The organism is Pseudomonas sp. G5(2012) (assembly GCF_000408945.1).
Taxonomy (GTDB): Bacteria; Pseudomonadota; Gammaproteobacteria; order Pseudomonadales; family Pseudomonadaceae; genus Aquipseudomonas; species Aquipseudomonas umsongensis.
The window spans coordinates 39,181-57,010 of record NZ_APIO01000003.1; the positions used below are offsets into that span (position 1 = coordinate 39,181).

The following is a 17,830-nucleotide window of genomic DNA, read 5'->3' on the forward strand; positions in this document are numbered from 1 at the left end:
TCATGAATGAACGCGATCAGGTATTGAAAGCGGCTGCCGATCTGGTATCCGCCTTCGCCCGCAACGATCGCGAAGCCTACTTCGGCGCGTTCAGCGCCGATGCCAGCTTCGTCTTCTACACCCTCGAACAGCCCCTGCTGTCGCGCGATGCCTACCAGGCATTGTGGGACAGCTGGCGCGCCGAGGACGGCTTCGAGGTGCTCTCATGCACCTCGAGCAACGCTTTCGTCAGCCTGCAAGGTGACGCGGCGATTTTCATCCATGACGTGGCCACCGAGCTGCGCATGCAAGGGGAGCAGCACTTTAGCCAGGAGCGCGAGACGATTGTTTTCAGGAAACAAGCGTCTGGCCAAGAACAACAAGGCCTATGGCTGGCCTGCCACGAACATTTGTCCGCGATGCCGGAAGGGCTGCCATCCCCTTAGCCAACACAGGTGACGCTCACGCACGATGAGCGCGCCTTTATGATCGGAGCAGATCATGAATAACAACAACAACGACCAAAGCCTTACGCAAATTGAAACCCACGGGGTCGAACAGATCCCCGACAACGAACGCACCGCAGGCCCGACGGACTTGTTCCGGATGATCTTCGGGGGTTCCAACACCTTTGCCACCGCCGTACTTGGCAGCTTCCCGGTGCTGTTTGGCCTGTCCTTTCAGGCGGGCGTGCTGGCGATTGTGCTGGGCGTGTTGCTGGGTTCGCTGATCCTCGCGCCGATGGGCCTGTTCGGCCCGATCAACGGGACCAACAACGCCGTGTCTTCCGGAGCGCACTTCGGTGTGCACGGGCGGATCGTCGGTTCGTTCCTGTCGCTGCTGACCGCCATCGCCTTCTTCTCGCTGTCGGTATGGAGTTCGGGTGATGCGCTGATCGGTGGCGCCAAGCGCCTGATCGGCCTGCCGGAAACCGACCTGACCCTGGGCCTGGCCTACGGTCTGTTCGCGATCCTGGTGCTGACCGTGTGCATCTATGGTTTCCGTTTCCTGCTATGGGTCAACAAGATCGCAGTGTGGAGCGCCAGCCTGTTGTTCCTGCTGGGCGTTTTCGCGTTCGCAGGTCCCTTCGATGTTAACTACGCCGGCACCGTGAACATGGGACAACCGGGTTTCTGGGCGGCGTTTATCGGCGCCGCGCTGGTGGCCATGAGCAACCCGATCTCCTTCGGGGCGTTCCTGGGCGACTGGTCGCGCTACATTCCGCGTGAGACCTCCAAGCGCCGGATCATGGCAGCGGTGGTGATTTCGCAGATCGCGACCTTCATCCCGTTCCTGTTCGGCCTGACCACCGCCACCATCGTAGCGATCAAGGCACCGGACTACATCGCAGCCAACAACTATGTCGGCGGCTTGCTGGCGGTATCGCCGAGCTGGTTCTTCCTGCCTGTCTGCCTGATTGCGGTGATCGGCGGCATGTCCACGGGTACGACTTCGCTGTACGGCACTGGCCTGGACATGTCCAGCGTGTTCCCCCGGGTACTGTCGCGGGTCAAGGCCACGCTGCTGATCGGTGTGATGTCGATTGCCTTCATCTTCATCGGTCGCTTCGCGGCGAACCTGGTGCAGAGCGTCTCGACCTTCGCCGTGCTGATCATCACCTGCACCACCCCCTGGATGGTGATCATGATCATCGGCCTGCTGGTGCGTCGCGGCTTCTACTGCCCGGATGACCTGCAAGTGTTTACCCGTGGCGAGAAAGGTGGCCGCTACTGGTTCACCCACGGCTGGAACTGGCGTGGCCTGGGTGCCTGGATCCCGAGCGCGGCTGTCGGCCTGTGCTTCGTGAACCTGCCGGGGCAATTCGTCGGACCACTGGGCGAAATGGCTGGCGGTATCGACATCAGCCTGCCGGTCACCTTGGGCCTGGCCTCGCTGGTGTACCTGGCGCTGCTGAGCCTGTTCCCGGAATCGAGCGCGGTGTTCGGACCCAATGATTCACGCAGCAAGAGCATCAACACCACGCTCAAACCCGAAATTCGTCAGCCCGCCTGACATCGGTCCACCTGTGGGAGCGAGCCTGCTCGCGAAGACGACGGCACATCCAACATTAATGTGACTGACTGACCGCTTTCGCGAGCAGGCTCGCTCCCACAGAAAGCAGCCCCACAGAAACGCTTTTGTTTCACATAAAAAAGACAATCGGAGACACGCCACAATGGCTTTGGATTTATTCGTCGTACTCATCTACGCCGCCGCGATGCTGATACTCGGCTATTACGGCATGCGCAAGGCCAAGACCCACGAAGACTACCTGGTTGCCGGTCGTAACCTCGGCCCGAGCCTGTACATGGGCACCATGGCCGCCACCGTCCTCGGCGGCGCGTCCACAGTTGGCACCGTGCGTTTGGGCTACGTACATGGCATCTCTGGCTTCTGGCTCTGCGCTGCACTGGGTTGCGGGATCATCGCGCTGAACCTGTTCCTTGCCAAACCTTTGCTGAAACTCAAAGTGTTCACCGTCACCCAAGTGCTGGAGAAACGCTATAACCCAATGGCCCGTACCGCCAGCGCGACCATCATGCTGGCCTATGCCCTGATGATCGGCGTGACTTCGATCCTGGCCATCGGCACGGTGCTGCAGGTGTTGTTCGACCTGCCATTCTGGATATCCGTGCTGCTGGGTGGTGGCATCGTCGTGATCTACTCGACCATTGGCGGCATGTGGTCGCTGACCCTGACCGACATCGTACAGTTCGGCATCCAGACCGTCGGCTTGATGTTCCTGCTGCTGCCGATCTGCCTGTACCGTGTCGGTGGCTGGGACCAACTGGTCGCGCAACTGCCGGCCGCCAGCTTCAGCTTCACCAGCATTGGCTGGGACACCATCATCACTTATTTCATGATCTACTTCTTCGGCATCCTGATCGGCCAGGACATCTGGCAACGGGTGTTCACCGCTCGCAGCGAAAAAGTAGCGAAGTATGCCGGCACTTCGGCCGGTATCTACTGCGTCATCTACGGCCTGGTGTGCGCACTGATCGGTATGGCCGCACACGTTTTGATCCCGGACCTGGATAATGTCAACAACGCCTTTGCCGCTATCGTCAAAGTCTCGCTGCCGGACGGCATCCGTGGCCTGGTGATCGCCGCTGCCCTGGCAGCCATGATGTCCACCGCCAGCGCCGGCCTGCTTGCCGCATCCACCACCCTGACCGAAGACCTGCTGCCGAAACTGCGTGGTGGCAAACAGTCGAACGTCACCATCAACCGCCTGTTCACCCTGTTGACCGGAATTGTAGTGCTGGGTATCGCCCTGGTCGTGAATGACGTCATCAGCGCCCTGACCCTGGCCTATAACCTGCTGGTAGGCGGCATGCTGATCCCACTAATGGGGGCAATTTTCTGGAAACGCGCCACCACGGCAGGGGCAATCACCGCCATGGCACTGGGGTTTATCACCGCCCTGGTCTTCATGTTCAAGGACGGAATGGATGCCAACACGCCGATCTACTACAGCCTCGGTGTCAGCCTGGTGAGCTTCGTGGTGGTCAGCCTGTTGTCCCCTCGCCCCGCGATGCAGGCAAGCGCCGCCTAAGCTGAAACATAACGACTTGATGCTTTCTTCGACGAGTGTGGCGTCGGTTGCCACACTCGTTTTTTTTCGCCTGAAGGAAACTGCCCATGAAGATCGTCAGCCGCGATCACTGGTTCGAAGTCAAACAGCTCAGTGATGGCATCCGCCTGATTCACGAGCCTTACATTCGCCCCTTCTATCGCTGCAACCTCTGGCACATACAAGGCCGCGACAAAGACCTGCTACTCGACAGCGGCTCGGGGCTGGTCAGCCTGCGCGAACAACTGCCGTGGATTACCGAGCGACCCTTGGTGGCAGTGGCCAGTCACTGCCATTTCGACCACATTGCCGGGCATCACGAATTCGCCGAGCGCCTGGTGCACCCGGCCGAAGCGGATATCCTCGCCGCGCCGGACGGCGAAAATGACTTGAGCAAAGCCTTTGTCGGCGATGACATGTTCGAAGCGCACCCCGACTGCCCATTGTGCTACGCCGAGTACCGGGTCAAGGCTGCACCGGCCACCGCCACGATCGACGAAGGCGACGTACTGGACCTGGGTAATCGGGTCTTGCAAGTGCTGCACACCCCCGGCCACTCCCCTGGCGGCATCAGCCTGTACGAAGCGGCCACCGAGACCCTGTTCAGCGGCGACATCATCTACGATGGGCCGTTGATCGAAGACGCCTACCACTCCAACCTCGATGATTACGCACGCAGCCTGCAGCGCTTGCGCGCCCTGCCGATCCGTACGGTACATGGCGGGCACTTCGGCAGTTTTTCCGGGGACCATCTGCGGCACATGATTGACCAGTGGCAGCGCTCACACGCCTGAAGCCTGCTGTACTCAACCTCAGGAACAACCAGCACGGACACAATCGTAGAAGACCTGCCATGAAGAAAGCTGCCGTGCGTGCCGCTGTACATCAATTCATCAGCCGCCTGCTGGAAGGCCAGGTTGACTTCGACGACAACGCCAGCCTGGCGCAGTTGGGATTGGATAAAGCGGATATCGAAGACTTGATCTTCCATCTCGAAGACGAACTTGGCTTGACGGCTTTCACCGCCGAGGAAGACCAGATGCTCAAGACCGCCAGGACGGCGAACGACTTGAGCCGGTTCTTGATGGAGATCGGTCGGCATTGACCTGGCCGATCTTCCTGCACGCATCACTGCGCATGGAGCAGCGAGCAGCAGCCCTTGGCTGCTGCTGCAAAGACGGCGTCGCGATTACCGGCGACGCTGCTGGCGTCGGCGCTGTTCGTCGTCGGTGCGAATAGGCACAGGTTGCAGAGGCGGTTCGATCAAACCGAGTGCAACACCCAAGTCGTGCAGCCAGTTTTGAATTTTCTCTTTCATGATGCCCCCTTCAGGGTAGTGCCGGGCGACCGGAATTCTGTAGCCGCTTCGCACTGATAATAGTCCGAAGTGTCGAGCAATGCTCGTCGAACATCACAACGATCTGTTACTGAATGGATCACAATCCGACGGCCTGACTTCATCTTGGCGCATCACAGACCGCGGGCGGCCTGCATGCCAGCCGTTCAAGCCTGCCCAAGGACCCTGCGCAACCGGCGACGTACCCACTGTTCAGCGCTGACGAAGGTAATCCCCAGCAACACCAGCACGGCACCGATGACGAAGTTGAGGCTCAGCGCCTCCCCCAGCAGGACAACCCCGAACGTGACGCCAAACAAGGGCGTCATGAATGAAAAAACCGCGAGGTTGGCCGCCAGATAACGGCGCAGCAACCAGAACCAGACCAGATAGCTGAAGAACGACACCACGATGCCCTGGAACAGCACACTGGCCAGCGCGACGCCGGTCAAGCTGACATGGGTAATCTGGCCGCTGAGCAATGCAATCAGCAGCAGGCCGACAAAACCGACGATCAACTGGTAAAACAAAGTCAGGGTCACCGGCGCCTCCGACAGACGCGACGCGCGCACCACCACAGTGGTCGCCCCCCAGCAAGCCCCCGCCAGTACCCCCAACGCATCGCCCAGCAACATGCGGCGATCGAGGTTATCCCAGGACACCCCTGCAGCAAACGCAATGCCGATCCCGACGAAGGCCAGGAAAATGCCCAGCCATTGCACAGGCCGCAGACGCTCACTCGGCAGCAACCAGTGCACGCCCAACGCCGTAAAAATCGGCGCGGTGTAGAGGAACACCGACATGTGCGCCGCCGTGGTCAATTGCAGGCCTTCGGAAATGAACAGGAACTCCAGGCCAAACAAGGCCCCGGCCAACAGCCCGCCACGCCAGGTGGCGCCTACCTGATCCCAGCCACCCTTCCAGCAGATCAACAACCCCACCAGCAGCGCGGACATTCCCGAACGCCCTGCTGCCTGCATGACCGGCGCAATATCGGGCGCCGCCCACTTGATCATCACCTGCTGGATGCCCCAGACCAGGCACAACCCCACCATCACTTGCAGGGCAAATCCATCGGCGCTGCGCCGGGTGGCGCTCACCCTGATACCTCGACATCAAAGCACATGGGCGACTCAGCTCAATTCGATACGATCGGCATGAATCACGATCTGGCCGTTCTTGTACAACGCGCCGATAGCCTTTTTGAAGTTGCCCTTGCTGACGCCGAACATGCTGCTGATCAGGGTCGGATCGCTTTTGTCGCTGACTGCCAGGCTGCCGTTGTTCTCGCGTAACTTGGCGAGGATCTTGGAGTTCAGGCTACTGGCCGCTTCGACGCCTACGGGCTGCAGGCTCAGGCTGATCTTGCCGTCGCTACGAACTTCCTTGATGAAGCCCTTCTCTTCCTTGCCAGCGCGCATGAACTTGAAGATTTCGTTCTTGTGAATCAGGCCCCAGTGCTTGTTGTTAATGATGGCCTTGAAACCCATGTCGGTGGCTTCGGCCACCAGCAAGTCAACTTCCTGGCCTGGGGTGTAGTTGGCGGGCGTCTTGTCCAGGTACCGATCCAGGCGCGCGGTCGCCGTAATGCGACGGGTATGCTTGTCGAGGTAGACATGCACCACGGCGTATTCCCCGGCCGTCATCTGGCGTTTTTCTTCCGAATACGGCAGCAGCAGGTCTTTGGGCAGCCCCCAATCCAGGAATACGCCAATGCTGTTGACTTCCACAACTTTCAAACTGGCAAATTCACCGACTTGAACTTTCGGCTTTTCAGTCGTTGCGATGAGTTTGTCATCGCTGTCCAGATAAACAAAAACGTTTAGCCAGTCTTCATCTTCACTGGGAATATCTTTTGGAATATAACGATTAGGCAACAGGATTTCGCCATCCGCGCCACCGTCCAGATATAAACCGAAGTTAGTGTGTTTAACTACTTGCAAACTGTTGTAACGCCCGACTAAAGCCATGTCCAATACCCTCATTGCGTGGCGGCATTCTACCCGGTTTTAGCGGCCAGGATCGCCAGTCAGCCCGATGGCGCCAGAAATTCCCTGCAAAGCCTTAGTTTTTCCCGGTTTTGCCATTTTCTGGCCGCCGCTCGTCAGACCGGAGCGGCGATTGTCCTTGTCGCCCGCCCAAGGCGAAAACGCTCTATTTTCACCAGGTTCTTAGTTAAAACAGCGGCTTAGGGCGATATTTCAAAATACAACTTGCCAATTATGGCCCCCCGCTCAATGTGCCCCAGCGGATATTTGCCAAGCAAATAGGCAGTTAATCCTGTACGATGCCTGGCCAAGTTAATTTTCTACAGGTTAATGGCCGCCATGCGCGTAAAAGCATCCAACAGCAAAGCAAAGCCAGCTCCAGCCGTCGAAACCAGCGAATCGATCAACAACCAGATCGCTGCGTTCCTCAAATCCGGTGGTGAAATCCAGCAAATTGCCAAAGGTGTCAGCGGCCAGTCGTTCGGCCCATCCAAGCAGATCACCCTGGGCAAGAAGTAATAGCCTGCGCTGCACCTGGTCCCTAAGCGCTTTGAGCTTCGAAGCGCTTGGACTGGAACCTGGCAACATCCTCGCCTGACCCTCCTTTCTTGTAAAAATCGACGAACGGCCTACGCGGCTCATTATTCGTCGGTATCCTTGCACGCGTCTAGATCAAGCGTTTCAGCAGGCCTTAGCCTGTCCGCGGTTCATGGAGTGACGCATGCGCACACCTTCTTTTTTATCCTTGCTGCTCGGCGGCCTGCTGGCGAGCCAAGCGGTGCACGGGCAAATCTTTCAACGCGAGTTGGGGGATTTCGACCTCAAGCTCGGGAGCAGTCCCAGCCGCAGCATGGCCCAAGGCCTCGTCAAGCCATCGGCCATCGGCTCGTTCCATGGCGGCCTGGACCTGACCCATGACAGCGGTTTCTACGTCGGCCAATGGTCGCCGAGCATGGGCATCAGCCCGGGAAAAAACCTTGAAATCGACTCTTACGCGGGCTTCAAGCAACCCTTCGACCAGGTCCTTGGCTACGAAGTGGGCATCATCCATTACAGCTACCCCGAAGTTGCGACCCTCGACAGCCAGGAAATCTTCGGTGGCCTGACCCTGCTGGGCAGCCGCTTCGGCGCAGCCTTGAGCAACGATCCAGACAAGCAGAACAGCACGCTGTTTGCCGACCTGCGCGGCAACCAGCCGTTCGGCATCGGCGTCAGCATGAAATACACCACCCATCAGTTGAACACGCCGGTCGCCGTGGACGGTGGGTATGTCGGCAGCTTCACCGATTGGTCGGTAAAACTGTCCCGACCGTTCATGGGCATCGACCTCGATTTAATCTATAGCGATTCCAGCCTCAGCGGCAGCTATTGTTCAGCCTATACCGGGCAAAACAGCCAGTGCGACGCACTCCTCACCCTCAAGGCCGAACACACCTTCTACTGATGGGCTGAACTGCCGGGTTCATTGCGCGTTCAGATGAGAATCAGCGCCAGAAACCAGGCTTCGCAAGGATTCGCCCATGTCACGCTGGATCAAACACATTGCCTTTGTGCTCATGTTCACCCTCGCCCTCGGCGCGTGCAACCGCATGGGCCTGGCTTATCGCAACCTCGACGTGATCATTCCCTGGACGCTCAGCGATTACCTGGACATGAACGGCGAGCAGAAAAGCTGGCTCAATGAACGCCTGAAGGAACACCTGAGCTGGCATTGCACGACACAAATGCCGGGTTATCTCGACTGGCTGGACCGCTTGCAGACCATGATCGCGACCAATCAGGTCACCGATGACGCGCTGAAGGCGCGCACGGCGGAAGCCGAAAAAGCGATTGCCGAAACAGCCCGGGAAATCACCCCGTCAGCCATCGAATTGCTGCAAGGCCTGGACGACAATCAGGTCGCGGAAATGAACGAGGCCTTCGCCAAGGACCAGCGCAAGCGCCAGGAGCGATACGTGAAACCACCGCTGGACCAGCAGATAAAACAGCGTGGCGAGCGCATGGTGAAGCGCCTGAATGAATGGCTCGGACCACTCGGCCCCTCGCAACAACAGCGAGTCATGGCCTGGTCGAATGCCTTGGGCGACCAGAACACCGAGTGGATTGCCAACCGCGTCCACTGGCAGAAACAGTTCAGTGCCGCCGTGGCGCAGCGCCAGGCACCACAATTCCCACAGCGAATCGAGACGCTCCTGGTCAACCGCGAAAGCTTATGGACACCCGCCTATCGACAGGCCTTCGCCAACACCGAAGCCCAAGCGCGGGCGCTGTTTGTGGATTTGATGGCGCAAAGTACGCCACAACAACGTGAGCGTTTGTTGACGAAGATCGAGGGCGTGAAGAAGGATTTCAGTGATTTGAAGTGTCTCAGATCAGGTTGAATGCCACGTATACATCGTGGGAGCGAGCCAGCTCGCTCCCACAGGAGCATTAAATACAATCAGGCAATCTGCGCTTTGGAAGCCACTTCATCAAACGTCAATTCGTTTAATGCGTCCTCCTGCTCGTCCAGCACCTGACGCGGATGCTCATCGCCCGGAATACTGCTGTCAATCAGGCTCAACAGCCTCGAACCACGCATCGTTAAAATGTAGTTCGAACCAGTACCGCCCTGCTCTTCGGGCCGCGGCTCGATATAACCGCGCATTAACAGTAACTTTTCATACTCGCCGGCCACCGCCTTCAGGTGGTCCAGGTTTTCAGGCTGCTCACCTTCAGCGGCTTTCTGAGCGGCGTACTGTTCGGCGTAGTGGCGCGGGGTAAAGCTGGAGTCACCGTTCTGCACTTCATGCAGTAAGCGCTCAATCAAATCCCAGTTATAAGTCATCATCCTGAATCAACCTCCGGTAGCCGTGAGTGAGAGGGTCTTCATAGTTGTGACAAAAGAGCACGGCAGCCGTTCAGCCCGAGTTTCCATACCGCTACCGACCGACGGTATGTCGATTTACCGGTACGTCAAACGACTAGGCTGTGTAAGTCGCCTCCCCGCATCACGCAGGAGAAAGCCAAATGAATATTCAGAACCACCCCGTTGTGTCGCGGGAAGAATGGCTCGCCGCGCGCAAACAACACCTGGCCCATGAAAAAGCCTTCACCAAGGAGCGGGACAGGCTCAGCGCAGAGCGCCGCGCCTTGCCCTGGGTGAAAATCGACAAGGACTACCACTTCCAGGGGCCTGACGGTGAACTGAAACTCGCCGACCTGTTCGGTGGCCGTAGCCAATTGATCATTTACCATTTCATGTTCGCCGACGGCTGGGACGAGGGCTGTCCAGGTTGCTCCTTCCTGTCCGACCACATCGATGGGGCCAACCAGCATCTGGCGCACCACGATGTCTCTGTGGTGGCGGTATCCCACGCACCGTTCGCCCAGTTCCAGGCGTTCAGGCGGCGCATGGGCTGGAAATTCGACTGGGTGTCGTCCGAAGGCTGTGATTTCAATTATGACTTCGGTGTGACGGCCCGCCCCGAAGACGTCGCCGCCGGAAGGGCCACCTACAACTACGAAAAAACCGACGGTTCGGAAGAAGAGCTTCCCGGCCTCAGTGTGTTTTATCGCAACGACACCGGCGAGATTTTCCACACCTACTCCACTTATGCCCGAGGGCTGGACCTGCTGGTAGGGACCTACAACTACCTCGACCTGACGCCCAAGGGACGCAACGAAGATGAAATCATGGATTGGGTGCGACATCATGATCGGTATGAGGATAAAGCACCGACGAGCTGCTGCCATGGGGGATGAGGGTGAACTTTTTCCCTGCTGCAAGCCTCAACCGGTTAACCCGCCTTAACCGGAACCGAGGCCCGACAGATGAAAATCCTGCTGAAACTCACCCTCGCCACTACCCTCGCCTGCGCCCTGCCCGCCTGCGCCCTGCCCGCCTGGGCCTGCACCCCGGAGGAGGCCACTCTCAAGCGCGAACAGCTGGCCAAGGAAGTCACCAAGCTCACCGAGCAGAACCCGGCCAAGGCCAAGGAGATCAACGACGAGTTGCAGAAGATGGATCTGGGCACTGCTTCCAAGGATTTGCCGGACAAGTGCCAGTTGATCGATCAGCGGCTAAAGGAACTGGGTACCGCAGAGAAGAAAGCGGAAAGCTAAAGATCAATAGATCAAAAAATCAAAAGATCGCAGCCTGCGGCAGCTCCTACCGGTGATTTGGTGTAGGAGCTGCCGCAGGCTGCGATCTTTTGATGTAAAAAACCCGGACACTGTCCGGGTTTTATTGAGCTAGCCGAAGCGCTTATTCAGCGGCCGGCGCTTCTGGCTTGCGACGCTTGAGCGGGGCCATTCCGTCTTTGCTGACCAGAGAGTCGCTCTTGGGCCGGTTGACGCTCTTGCGCTTGGTTGGAGTCTTGGCGGCGACTTTTTTCTTGTCGCCCTTGGCGTCGGTCTTTTTCTTCTTCACGCCGACAGCCTTGCCGGAGGCCTTGACCTTTTTCGGTCCGCCGTAAGCGCCTTTGACTTCCTTGATGGTGCGACGCTCGAAGCTCTGCTTGAGGTAGCGCTCGATGCTCGACATCAGGTTCCAGTCGCCGTGGCAGATCAGCGAGATGGCCAGGCCATCGTTGCCGGCGCGGCCAGTACGACCGATACGGTGTACGTATTCGTCGCCGCTGCGCGGCATGTCGAAGTTGATCACCAGGTCCAGGCCGTCCACGTCCAGGCCGCGAGCGGCAACGTCGGTAGCCACGAGGATTTTCACCCCACCCTGCTTCAGACGGTCGATCGCCAGTTTGCGATCCTTCTGGTCCTTGTCGCCGTGCAGCACGAACGCCTTGTATTCCTGGGCTACCAGGCGGCCATAGATGCGGTCGGCCATGGCCCGGGTGTTGGTGAAGACGATGGCCTTCTGGTAGGTCTCATTGGCCAGCAGCCAGTTGACGATCTGTTCTTTGTGCTGGTTGTGGTCAGCGGTGATGATTTGCTGACGGGTGGTCTCGTTCAGCTGGCTGACCGCGTTGAGCTGCAGGTGCTCAGGGTTGTTCAACACCTTGGCGACCATCTCGCGCAAGCCAGAACCACCGGTGGTGGCGGAGAACAACATGGTCTGCTGGCGGTTGGTGCACTCGTCCACCAGACGCTGCACGTCTTCGGCGAAACCCATGTCGAGCATGCGGTCGGCTTCGTCGAGCACCAGCACTTCGACTTCTTTCAAATCGAGGTTACCGGCGTTCAGTTGCTCAATCATCCGCCCCGGCGTACCGATCAGGATGTCAGGCACCTTGCGCAGCATGGCAGCCTGGACCTTGAAGTCTTCACCGCCGGTGATCAGGCCGGACTTGATGAAGGTGAACTGCGCGAAGCGTTCAACCTCTTTCAAGGTTTGTTGGGCCAGCTCGCGGGTTGGCAGCAGGATCAGGGTCTTGATGCTGACACGGATCTTGGCCGGGCCGATCAAGCGGTTGAGGATCGGCAAGACAAATGCAGCGGTCTTGCCGCTACCGGTTTGCGCTGTCACCCGCAGGTCACGCCCTTGGAGCGCCAGCGGAATAGCCGCTGCTTGCACTGGCGTTGGCTCGACAAATTTAAGCTCGGCCACGGCTTTGAGCAGGCGTTCGTGCAAGGCGAATTCGGAAAACACGGGTGCTACCTCGAAGAAATACAAAAAAACAGCTGCATAGGTTACCGGTTTCGAGCGCGTAGGCCGAGTTTCTTTGTACAAAAGGCGGTAAACAGTGGTTTTTTTATTGCCCGATTTGTCACCGACGGTCATACAAAACGTCTTAAGTGCTCTAATCGTCCCCCGTGTCCCATTAAAGAATCGTTTTTGCCCATGGATATCAAACAGCTCTGGCTCAATGCCCAAGACCTCTGGGGTGCCCTTGACCAGCACCCGCTCGTGCATGCCAGCCTGGCACTGGTGGTGTTGCTGGTCATTGCCCTGGTCCTCGGACGAGTGGCGCGCTACCTGATCCTGCACGCCAGCAAAATCCTCGGCCGCCAGCCGGCGCTGCACTGGATCAACGACTTGCGTCACAACAAGGTGTTCCAACGCTTGGCACAGATCACACCGTCGCTGGTCATCCAGTTCGGCCTGCACCTGGTCCCTGAGCTGAGCAAAACCGCGATGGTCTTCCTCGGCAACGTGGCACTGGCGTTCACCATTCTGTTCCTGCTGCTGTCGATCACGGCCCTGCTCAATGCCCTGCTGGACATCTACGCCCGCACCGAACACGCCCGCACCCGCTCGATCAAGGGCTATGTGCAACTGGCGAAAATGGTGTTGTACGTGTTTGGCGCGATCATCATCGTCGCCACATTGATCGACCGTTCGCCGCTGTTGCTGCTGTCGGGCCTGGGCGCCATGTCGGCGGTAATCCTGTTGGTCTACAAGGACACCCTGCTGTCGTTCGTCGCCAGCGTGCAGCTGACCAGCAACGACATGCTACGGGTCGGCGACTGGATCGAGATGCCACAGGTCGGTGCCGATGGCGATGTCGTCGACATCACGCTGCATACGGTCAAGGTGCAGAATTTCGACAAGACCATCGTTTCGATCCCGACCTGGCGCCTGATGTCCGAATCATTCAAGAACTGGCGCGGCATGCAGCAGTCCGGCGGCCGGCGGATCAAGCGCAGCCTGTTCATCGACGCCAGTGGCGTGCGGTTCATCCGCGATGACGAGGAACTGAGGCTGTCCCAGGTACACCTGCTGACCGACTACATCAGCCGTAAACAGGCCGAACTCAAGGCCTGGAACGAAGCCCAGGGCAATGTCGCGGCGATGTCGGCCAACCGCCGGCGCATGACCAATATCGGCACATTTCGCGCTTATGCGCTGGCGTATCTCAAGAGTCACCCAGAGATTCAGCCGAATATGACCTGCATGGTTCGACAAATGCAGACCACGGCCCAAGGTATTCCGCTGGAAATCTACTGCTTCACCCGCACCACGGCGTGGGCCGATTACGAGCGGATCCAGGGGGATATTTTCGATTACCTGCTGGCGGTGTTGCCGGAGTTTGGCTTGAGCCTTTATCAGCAGCCGAGTGGCGGGGATTTGCGGGCCGGGCTGTTGCCAGCGGTGCTGGGCGCGAGCCACATGCCGGAGGCCGAAAAACACGTTATGTAGCAACGCAAACCCTGTCCAGATTGTCTCTTCCAGGTTGACAGTTAAACGCTTTTCACCGGCTTTTTCTGCCTCATCGCAAACCCTAATCTGTGCTCATGTTGAACGACGCCACTCACCTACCTCGAAAGGATTTCATCATGAGCAACGCTACCTACAACCGCCTGAACAAAGACGACGCCGTAGTTTTGTTGATTGACCACCAGACTGGCCTGATTTCCCTGGTTCAAGACTTTTCGCCCAACGAGTTCAAGAACAACGTACTGGCACTGGCCGACGTGGCAAAATTCTTCGAGCTACCCACCATCCTCACCACCAGCTTTGAACAAGGCCCCAATGGCCCACTGGTACCCGAACTCAAGGAAATGTTCCCGGACGCGCCCTACATAGCCCGACCTGGCCAGATCAACGCCTGGGACAACGAAGACTTCGTCAAGGCCATCAAGGCGACCGGTCGCAAGCAACTGATCATCGCCGGTGTGGTGACTGACGTCTGCGTGACCTTCCCAACGTTGTCTGCCCTCGCAGAAGGGTTTGAAGTGTTCGTAGTCACTGATTCTTCCGGCACCTTCAACACCACCGTACAACAGGCAGCCTGGAACCGTATGACCCAGGCCGGGGCGCAAATGATGAACTGGTTCTCGGTCGCTTGCGAATTGCAGGGTGACTGGCGCAACGACATTGAAGGCCTGGGCAACCTGCTGTCCCAGCGCATCCCGAACTACCGCAACCTGATGAACAGCTACTCGGCAATGGCAGCGCGCCAGGCTTGATTGGCCATTGAGTTCAGACGACGCGTACGCCAAAAGGGCCCTTGAAGGGCCCTTTTGTATTTGCACCTGCCAGGACTTCAATGCTTCAGCCTGCGCCCGCCTATGCTCGCGATCAGGTATACCAGCTCGTCAAAAAATCTTGCTGCGAAATCAAATGGCCGCGCTACGCTGGCGCAACTCCATGTTCAGGATGCGGTCGTTTTCGCTGTAATCGACAGGACAGTCGATCACATGCACACCAGGTGTCTTGACACAGTGTTCCAGCAGCGGCAGGAAACCCTCGGCGCTCTCCACGCGGTGGCCATTGGCGCCATAGGCCTCGGCGTACTTAACGAAGTCCGGGTTACCGTAATCCAGGCCGAAATCGGTAAAACCCATGTTCGCCTGCTTCCAGCGAATCATGCCGTAGCCGTCGTCCCGCAGGATCACCACGGTCAAATTCATGTTCAGGCGAACCGCTGTCTCCAACTCCTGGCTGTTCATCATGAAGCCGCCGTCCCCACACACGGAGATCACCGGACGATCCGGGTACACCAAATGCGCGGCCATGGCCGAAGGCAGCCCTGCCCCCATGGTCGCCAGCGCGTTGTCCAGCAGCACGGTGTTGGGCTTGTGAGCCTTGTAGTTGCGGGCAAACCAGATCTTGTAGATGCCATTGTCCAGGGCAACGATACCTTCAGAAGGCAACACGCGACGAATGTCGGCAACCAGGCGCTGTGGGTAGACCGGGAACCTGTTGTCGTCCGCCCCTTCGATGATCTGGGCTTCGTTCGCATCACGAATCGCCATCAGCCGTGTGAAATCCCAATGGCTGGTATCGTTCAGCGCTTCGCCGATCTGCCAGACGGCGTTGGCGATATCGCCAATGACTTCAATCTGCGGGAAATACACGGCATCGACTTCAGCAGAGCGGAAGTTGATGTGGATGACTTCGGTGCCGCCACGCACCATGAAGAATGGCGGCTTCTCGATCACATCGTGGCCGATGTTGACAATCAGGTCGGCAGCCTCGACGGCGCGGTGCACGAAGTCTCCCGACGACAACGCGGCATTGCCGAGAAAGCGCGGGTGGCGCTCATCAACCACGCCCTTGCCCATCTGGGTGGTGATAAAGGGAATGCCGGTATCGTCGATCAGTTGCTTCAAAACCTTGGCAGTCATCTTGCGGTTGGCACCTGCGCCAATCACCAGGATTGGACTGCGAGCGTTCTGCAACTTCTCGACGGCGGCCTCGACAGCCTTGTGCTCGGCCAATGGACGGCGATGCAGGCTCCGCGGCATCGGCATGCTATCGGTTTGCTCGGCGGCGATATCTTCCGGCAGTTCCAAGTGGACGGCTCCGGGCTTCTCCTCTTCAGCGAGACGAAACGCTTCACGCATCCGCGCCGGGATATTGTCTGCCGAGGCGAACTGGTGGGTGTACTTGGTGATCGGCGCCATCATGCCGCAGACGTCAATGATCTGAAAACGGCCTTGCTTGGACTTCTTGATCGGCTTCTGACCCGTAATCATCATCATGGGCATGCCGCCCAGGTAGGCGTACGCGCTGGCAGTCACCAAATTCGTTGCACCAGGGCCGAGGGTGGAAAGACTGACGCCAGTCTTACCCGTGAGGCGGCCGTAGGTGGCGGCCATGAAGCCGGCGGATTGCTCGTGACGCGTCAGCACAAGCTTGATCGTCGACTTGCGTAGGGATTCAAGCAGGTCAAGGTTTTCCTCGCCGGGAATGCCGAATACATACTCGACGCCTTCACTTTCCAGGCATTGCACAACCACATCGGCAGCTTTGGCCATTTTCTTGTCTCACCTACGCTCGGCGGAAATCCGGTAATTGTTGAGTTTGTGTGCGCTCGACTCCTTGGACGCGCCACATACAGTGCCTTATAAAAAAACATCGACGTTCTATTTTCTCAATCGGTCGATTTAAAGGCGCACGCTAGAATGATAGACGGCCGTTTGCGCAAGCCGACGGATCAGTGCGCGATGGCTGGTTGGCGTACACCCAGCCGGCTGATCCACACCGCCATCAAGATCACCGAACCACCGAGCAATAATCGTCCCAATTCTTCATGCTGATTCCAGATAAGCAGGTTGATCAGCAGCCCCACCGGCACATGCAGGTTGTTCATCACCGCCAGCGTCCCGCCATTCACCAGGCATGCGCCCTTGTTCCACCAGTACAGCCCCAGCGCGGTCGAGACCAGGCCGAGGAACAACAGCACCGCCCATTGCAGCGGTGCTTCAGGCAGGAAGTTCTGTTTGCCGAACAGCAGGAACGCCGGCAATGCCACCGCCAATGCCCCCAGGTAGAAATAGCCAAAACGCCGGTAATGTGGCAAGTCGCTGGGGTGACGTGCGACCAGATGTTTGTAGAGCACCTGCCCGGCGGCGTAGGTGAAGTTGGCCAGTTGCAGCAGCAGGAAACCCATGAAGAAGTCCGGGTTGATCCGGTCGAAGCGAATCACCGCGGCCCCCGCCACCGCCACCAGTGCCGCGATCAGGGCCCAGGGGTTGAAGCGACGGTTCAATGCGTCTTCGATCAGGGTCACGTGCAGCGGCGTGAGGATGGTGAACAGTAGCACTTCCGGCACCGTCAGCACGCGAAAGCTCAGGTACAGGCAGACGTACGTCACACCGAATTGCAGTGCGCCGATCAGCAACATGCCGCGCATGAAGGCCGGTTCCACCGAACGCCAGCGGGTCAGCGGGATAAACACCAGCCCCGCCAACAGCACGCGTATCAGCACCGCAAAGTAGCTGTCGACATGACCGGCCAGGTACTCGCCGATCAAACTGAAGGAAAACGCCTGGATCAGCGTGACAAAAAGTAGATAGCCCATGCTCGCCTCATTTCGAATGGCGGCGAAGATAGCGGTTTTTGACGGGGATCGCGAACAGTCAAACGATACAAAAACCCTGTGGGAGCGAGCCTGCTCGCGATAGCGGTGCGAAAGGCAACATCGATGTCGTCTGACACTCAGTCATCGCGAGCAGGCTCCCACAGGGGATCCAGGTACACCCGTAACAGTCAGGTCGGCTTTAAGGCCGCCTCGCTTTTGTTTTTGATCGCAGGCGCCCCGTTAAACCACGATGGCCGAACGCAGG

At 58.3% G+C, this 17,830-nt stretch carries 19 protein-coding genes; 12 read left to right on the forward strand and 7 right to left on the reverse strand.

The features are described 5' to 3' along the window. The first annotated feature begins 2 nt into the window (after window positions 1-2). From PG5_RS01935 to PG5_RS01955, 5 genes are all read left to right on the forward strand, one after another. Window positions 3-425 (forward strand): nuclear transport factor 2 family protein, encoded by a 423-nt coding sequence (locus tag PG5_RS01935; RefSeq protein WP_020795398.1) that lies wholly within the window; start codon window positions 3-5, stop codon window positions 423-425. Between the two features lie 55 nt (window positions 426-480). Further along, the gene (locus tag PG5_RS01940; RefSeq protein ID WP_020795399.1) at window positions 481-1,992 is read left to right on the forward strand and encodes a cytosine permease; all 1,512 of its coding nucleotides are present in this window, start codon (window positions 481-483) and stop codon (window positions 1,990-1,992) included. A 163-nt stretch (window positions 1,993-2,155) separates the two neighbouring features. Next, the gene (locus tag PG5_RS01945; protein ID WP_020795400.1) at window positions 2,156-3,535 is read left to right on the forward strand and encodes a sodium:solute symporter; all 1,380 of its coding nucleotides are present in this window, start codon (window positions 2,156-2,158) and stop codon (window positions 3,533-3,535) included. 86 nt (window positions 3,536-3,621) lie between these two features. Continuing rightward, window positions 3,622-4,347, forward strand: a complete 726-nt coding sequence (locus PG5_RS01950) for an MBL fold metallo-hydrolase (protein WP_020795401.1) — start codon at window positions 3,622-3,624, stop codon at window positions 4,345-4,347. Between the two features lie 59 nt (window positions 4,348-4,406). Next, window positions 4,407-4,658, forward strand: coding sequence for a phosphopantetheine-containing protein (locus tag PG5_RS01955; RefSeq protein WP_020795402.1), 252 nt, complete (start codon window positions 4,407-4,409; stop codon window positions 4,656-4,658). 84 nt (window positions 4,659-4,742) lie between these two features. Here PG5_RS01955 and PG5_RS34725 read toward each other — a convergent pair whose 3' ends face one another. The 3 genes from PG5_RS34725 to PG5_RS01965 form a co-directional block, all read right to left on the reverse strand. Beyond that, the gene (locus tag PG5_RS34725; protein WP_007914492.1) at window positions 4,743-4,871 is read right to left on the reverse strand and encodes a PA1414 family protein; all 129 of its coding nucleotides are present in this window, start codon (window positions 4,869-4,871) and stop codon (window positions 4,743-4,745) included. Between the two features lie 185 nt (window positions 4,872-5,056). Continuing rightward, the gene (locus PG5_RS01960) at window positions 5,057-5,989 is read right to left on the reverse strand and encodes a DMT family transporter (RefSeq protein WP_020795404.1); all 933 of its coding nucleotides are present in this window, start codon (window positions 5,987-5,989) and stop codon (window positions 5,057-5,059) included. 33 nt (window positions 5,990-6,022) lie between these two features. Further along, window positions 6,023-6,859: a S1 RNA-binding domain-containing protein gene (locus PG5_RS01965; protein ID WP_020795405.1), complete on the reverse strand. Its 837-nt coding sequence runs from the start codon at window positions 6,857-6,859 to the stop codon at window positions 6,023-6,025. Between the two features lie 348 nt (window positions 6,860-7,207). On the opposite strand from PG5_RS01965, the gene PG5_RS01970 reads away from it, so the two are divergent. From PG5_RS01970 to PG5_RS01980, 3 genes are all read left to right on the forward strand, one after another. Then, window positions 7,208-7,396 (forward strand): hypothetical protein, encoded by a 189-nt coding sequence (locus tag PG5_RS01970; RefSeq protein WP_020795406.1) that lies wholly within the window; start codon window positions 7,208-7,210, stop codon window positions 7,394-7,396. Window positions 7,397-7,598: 202 nt separating this feature from the next. Beyond that, window positions 7,599-8,321, forward strand: coding sequence for a TorF family putative porin (locus tag PG5_RS01975; protein WP_020795407.1), 723 nt, complete (start codon window positions 7,599-7,601; stop codon window positions 8,319-8,321). 76 nt (window positions 8,322-8,397) lie between these two features. Then, the gene (locus PG5_RS01980) at window positions 8,398-9,258 is read left to right on the forward strand and encodes a DUF6279 family lipoprotein (protein ID WP_020795408.1); all 861 of its coding nucleotides are present in this window, start codon (window positions 8,398-8,400) and stop codon (window positions 9,256-9,258) included. A 59-nt stretch (window positions 9,259-9,317) separates the two neighbouring features. On the opposite strand, the gene PG5_RS01985 is transcribed toward PG5_RS01980, so the two are convergent. Then, window positions 9,318-9,707: a hypothetical protein gene (locus tag PG5_RS01985; protein WP_020795409.1), complete on the reverse strand. Its 390-nt coding sequence runs from the start codon at window positions 9,705-9,707 to the stop codon at window positions 9,318-9,320. A 179-nt stretch (window positions 9,708-9,886) separates the two neighbouring features. Between PG5_RS01985 and PG5_RS01990 the strand changes: the two genes are divergently transcribed. Next, on the forward strand, window positions 9,887-10,621 hold the full coding sequence (locus PG5_RS01990) for a thioredoxin family protein (protein ID WP_020795410.1): 735 nt from the start codon (window positions 9,887-9,889) through the stop codon (window positions 10,619-10,621). Window positions 10,622-10,690: 69 nt separating this feature from the next. Continuing rightward, the gene (locus tag PG5_RS01995; protein ID WP_020795411.1) at window positions 10,691-10,981 is read left to right on the forward strand and encodes a hypothetical protein; all 291 of its coding nucleotides are present in this window, start codon (window positions 10,691-10,693) and stop codon (window positions 10,979-10,981) included. Window positions 10,982-11,123: 142 nt separating this feature from the next. Here PG5_RS01995 and PG5_RS02000 read toward each other — a convergent pair whose 3' ends face one another. Continuing rightward, window positions 11,124-12,464 carry a DEAD/DEAH box helicase gene (locus PG5_RS02000; RefSeq protein WP_033043023.1) on the reverse strand — a complete coding sequence of 447 codons (1,341 nt, stop codon included), beginning with the start codon at window positions 12,462-12,464 and terminating at the stop codon, window positions 11,124-11,126. A gap of 192 nt (window positions 12,465-12,656) precedes the next feature. Between PG5_RS02000 and PG5_RS02005 the strand changes: the two genes are divergently transcribed. Beyond that, complete coding sequence (locus PG5_RS02005; protein WP_020795413.1) at window positions 12,657-13,955, forward strand: mechanosensitive ion channel family protein; 1,299 nt, start codon at window positions 12,657-12,659, stop codon at window positions 13,953-13,955. Window positions 13,956-14,092: 137 nt separating this feature from the next. Next, a complete protein-coding gene (gene ycaC, locus PG5_RS02010) occupies window positions 14,093-14,725 on the forward strand; it encodes an isochorismate family cysteine hydrolase YcaC (protein WP_020795414.1) in 633 nt (210 codons plus the stop codon). Window positions 14,726-14,875: 150 nt separating this feature from the next. Here the strand turns inward: ycaC and PG5_RS02015 are convergent, their stop codons facing one another. After that, window positions 14,876-16,519 carry an acetolactate synthase large subunit gene (locus PG5_RS02015; RefSeq protein WP_020795415.1) on the reverse strand — a complete coding sequence of 548 codons (1,644 nt, stop codon included), beginning with the start codon at window positions 16,517-16,519 and terminating at the stop codon, window positions 14,876-14,878. Window positions 16,520-16,698: 179 nt separating this feature from the next. Further along, entirely contained in the window at window positions 16,699-17,565 is an 867-nt protein-coding gene (locus tag PG5_RS02020) for a carboxylate/amino acid/amine transporter (RefSeq protein WP_020795416.1), read from the reverse strand. Window positions 17,566-17,830: the final 265 nt, after the last annotated feature.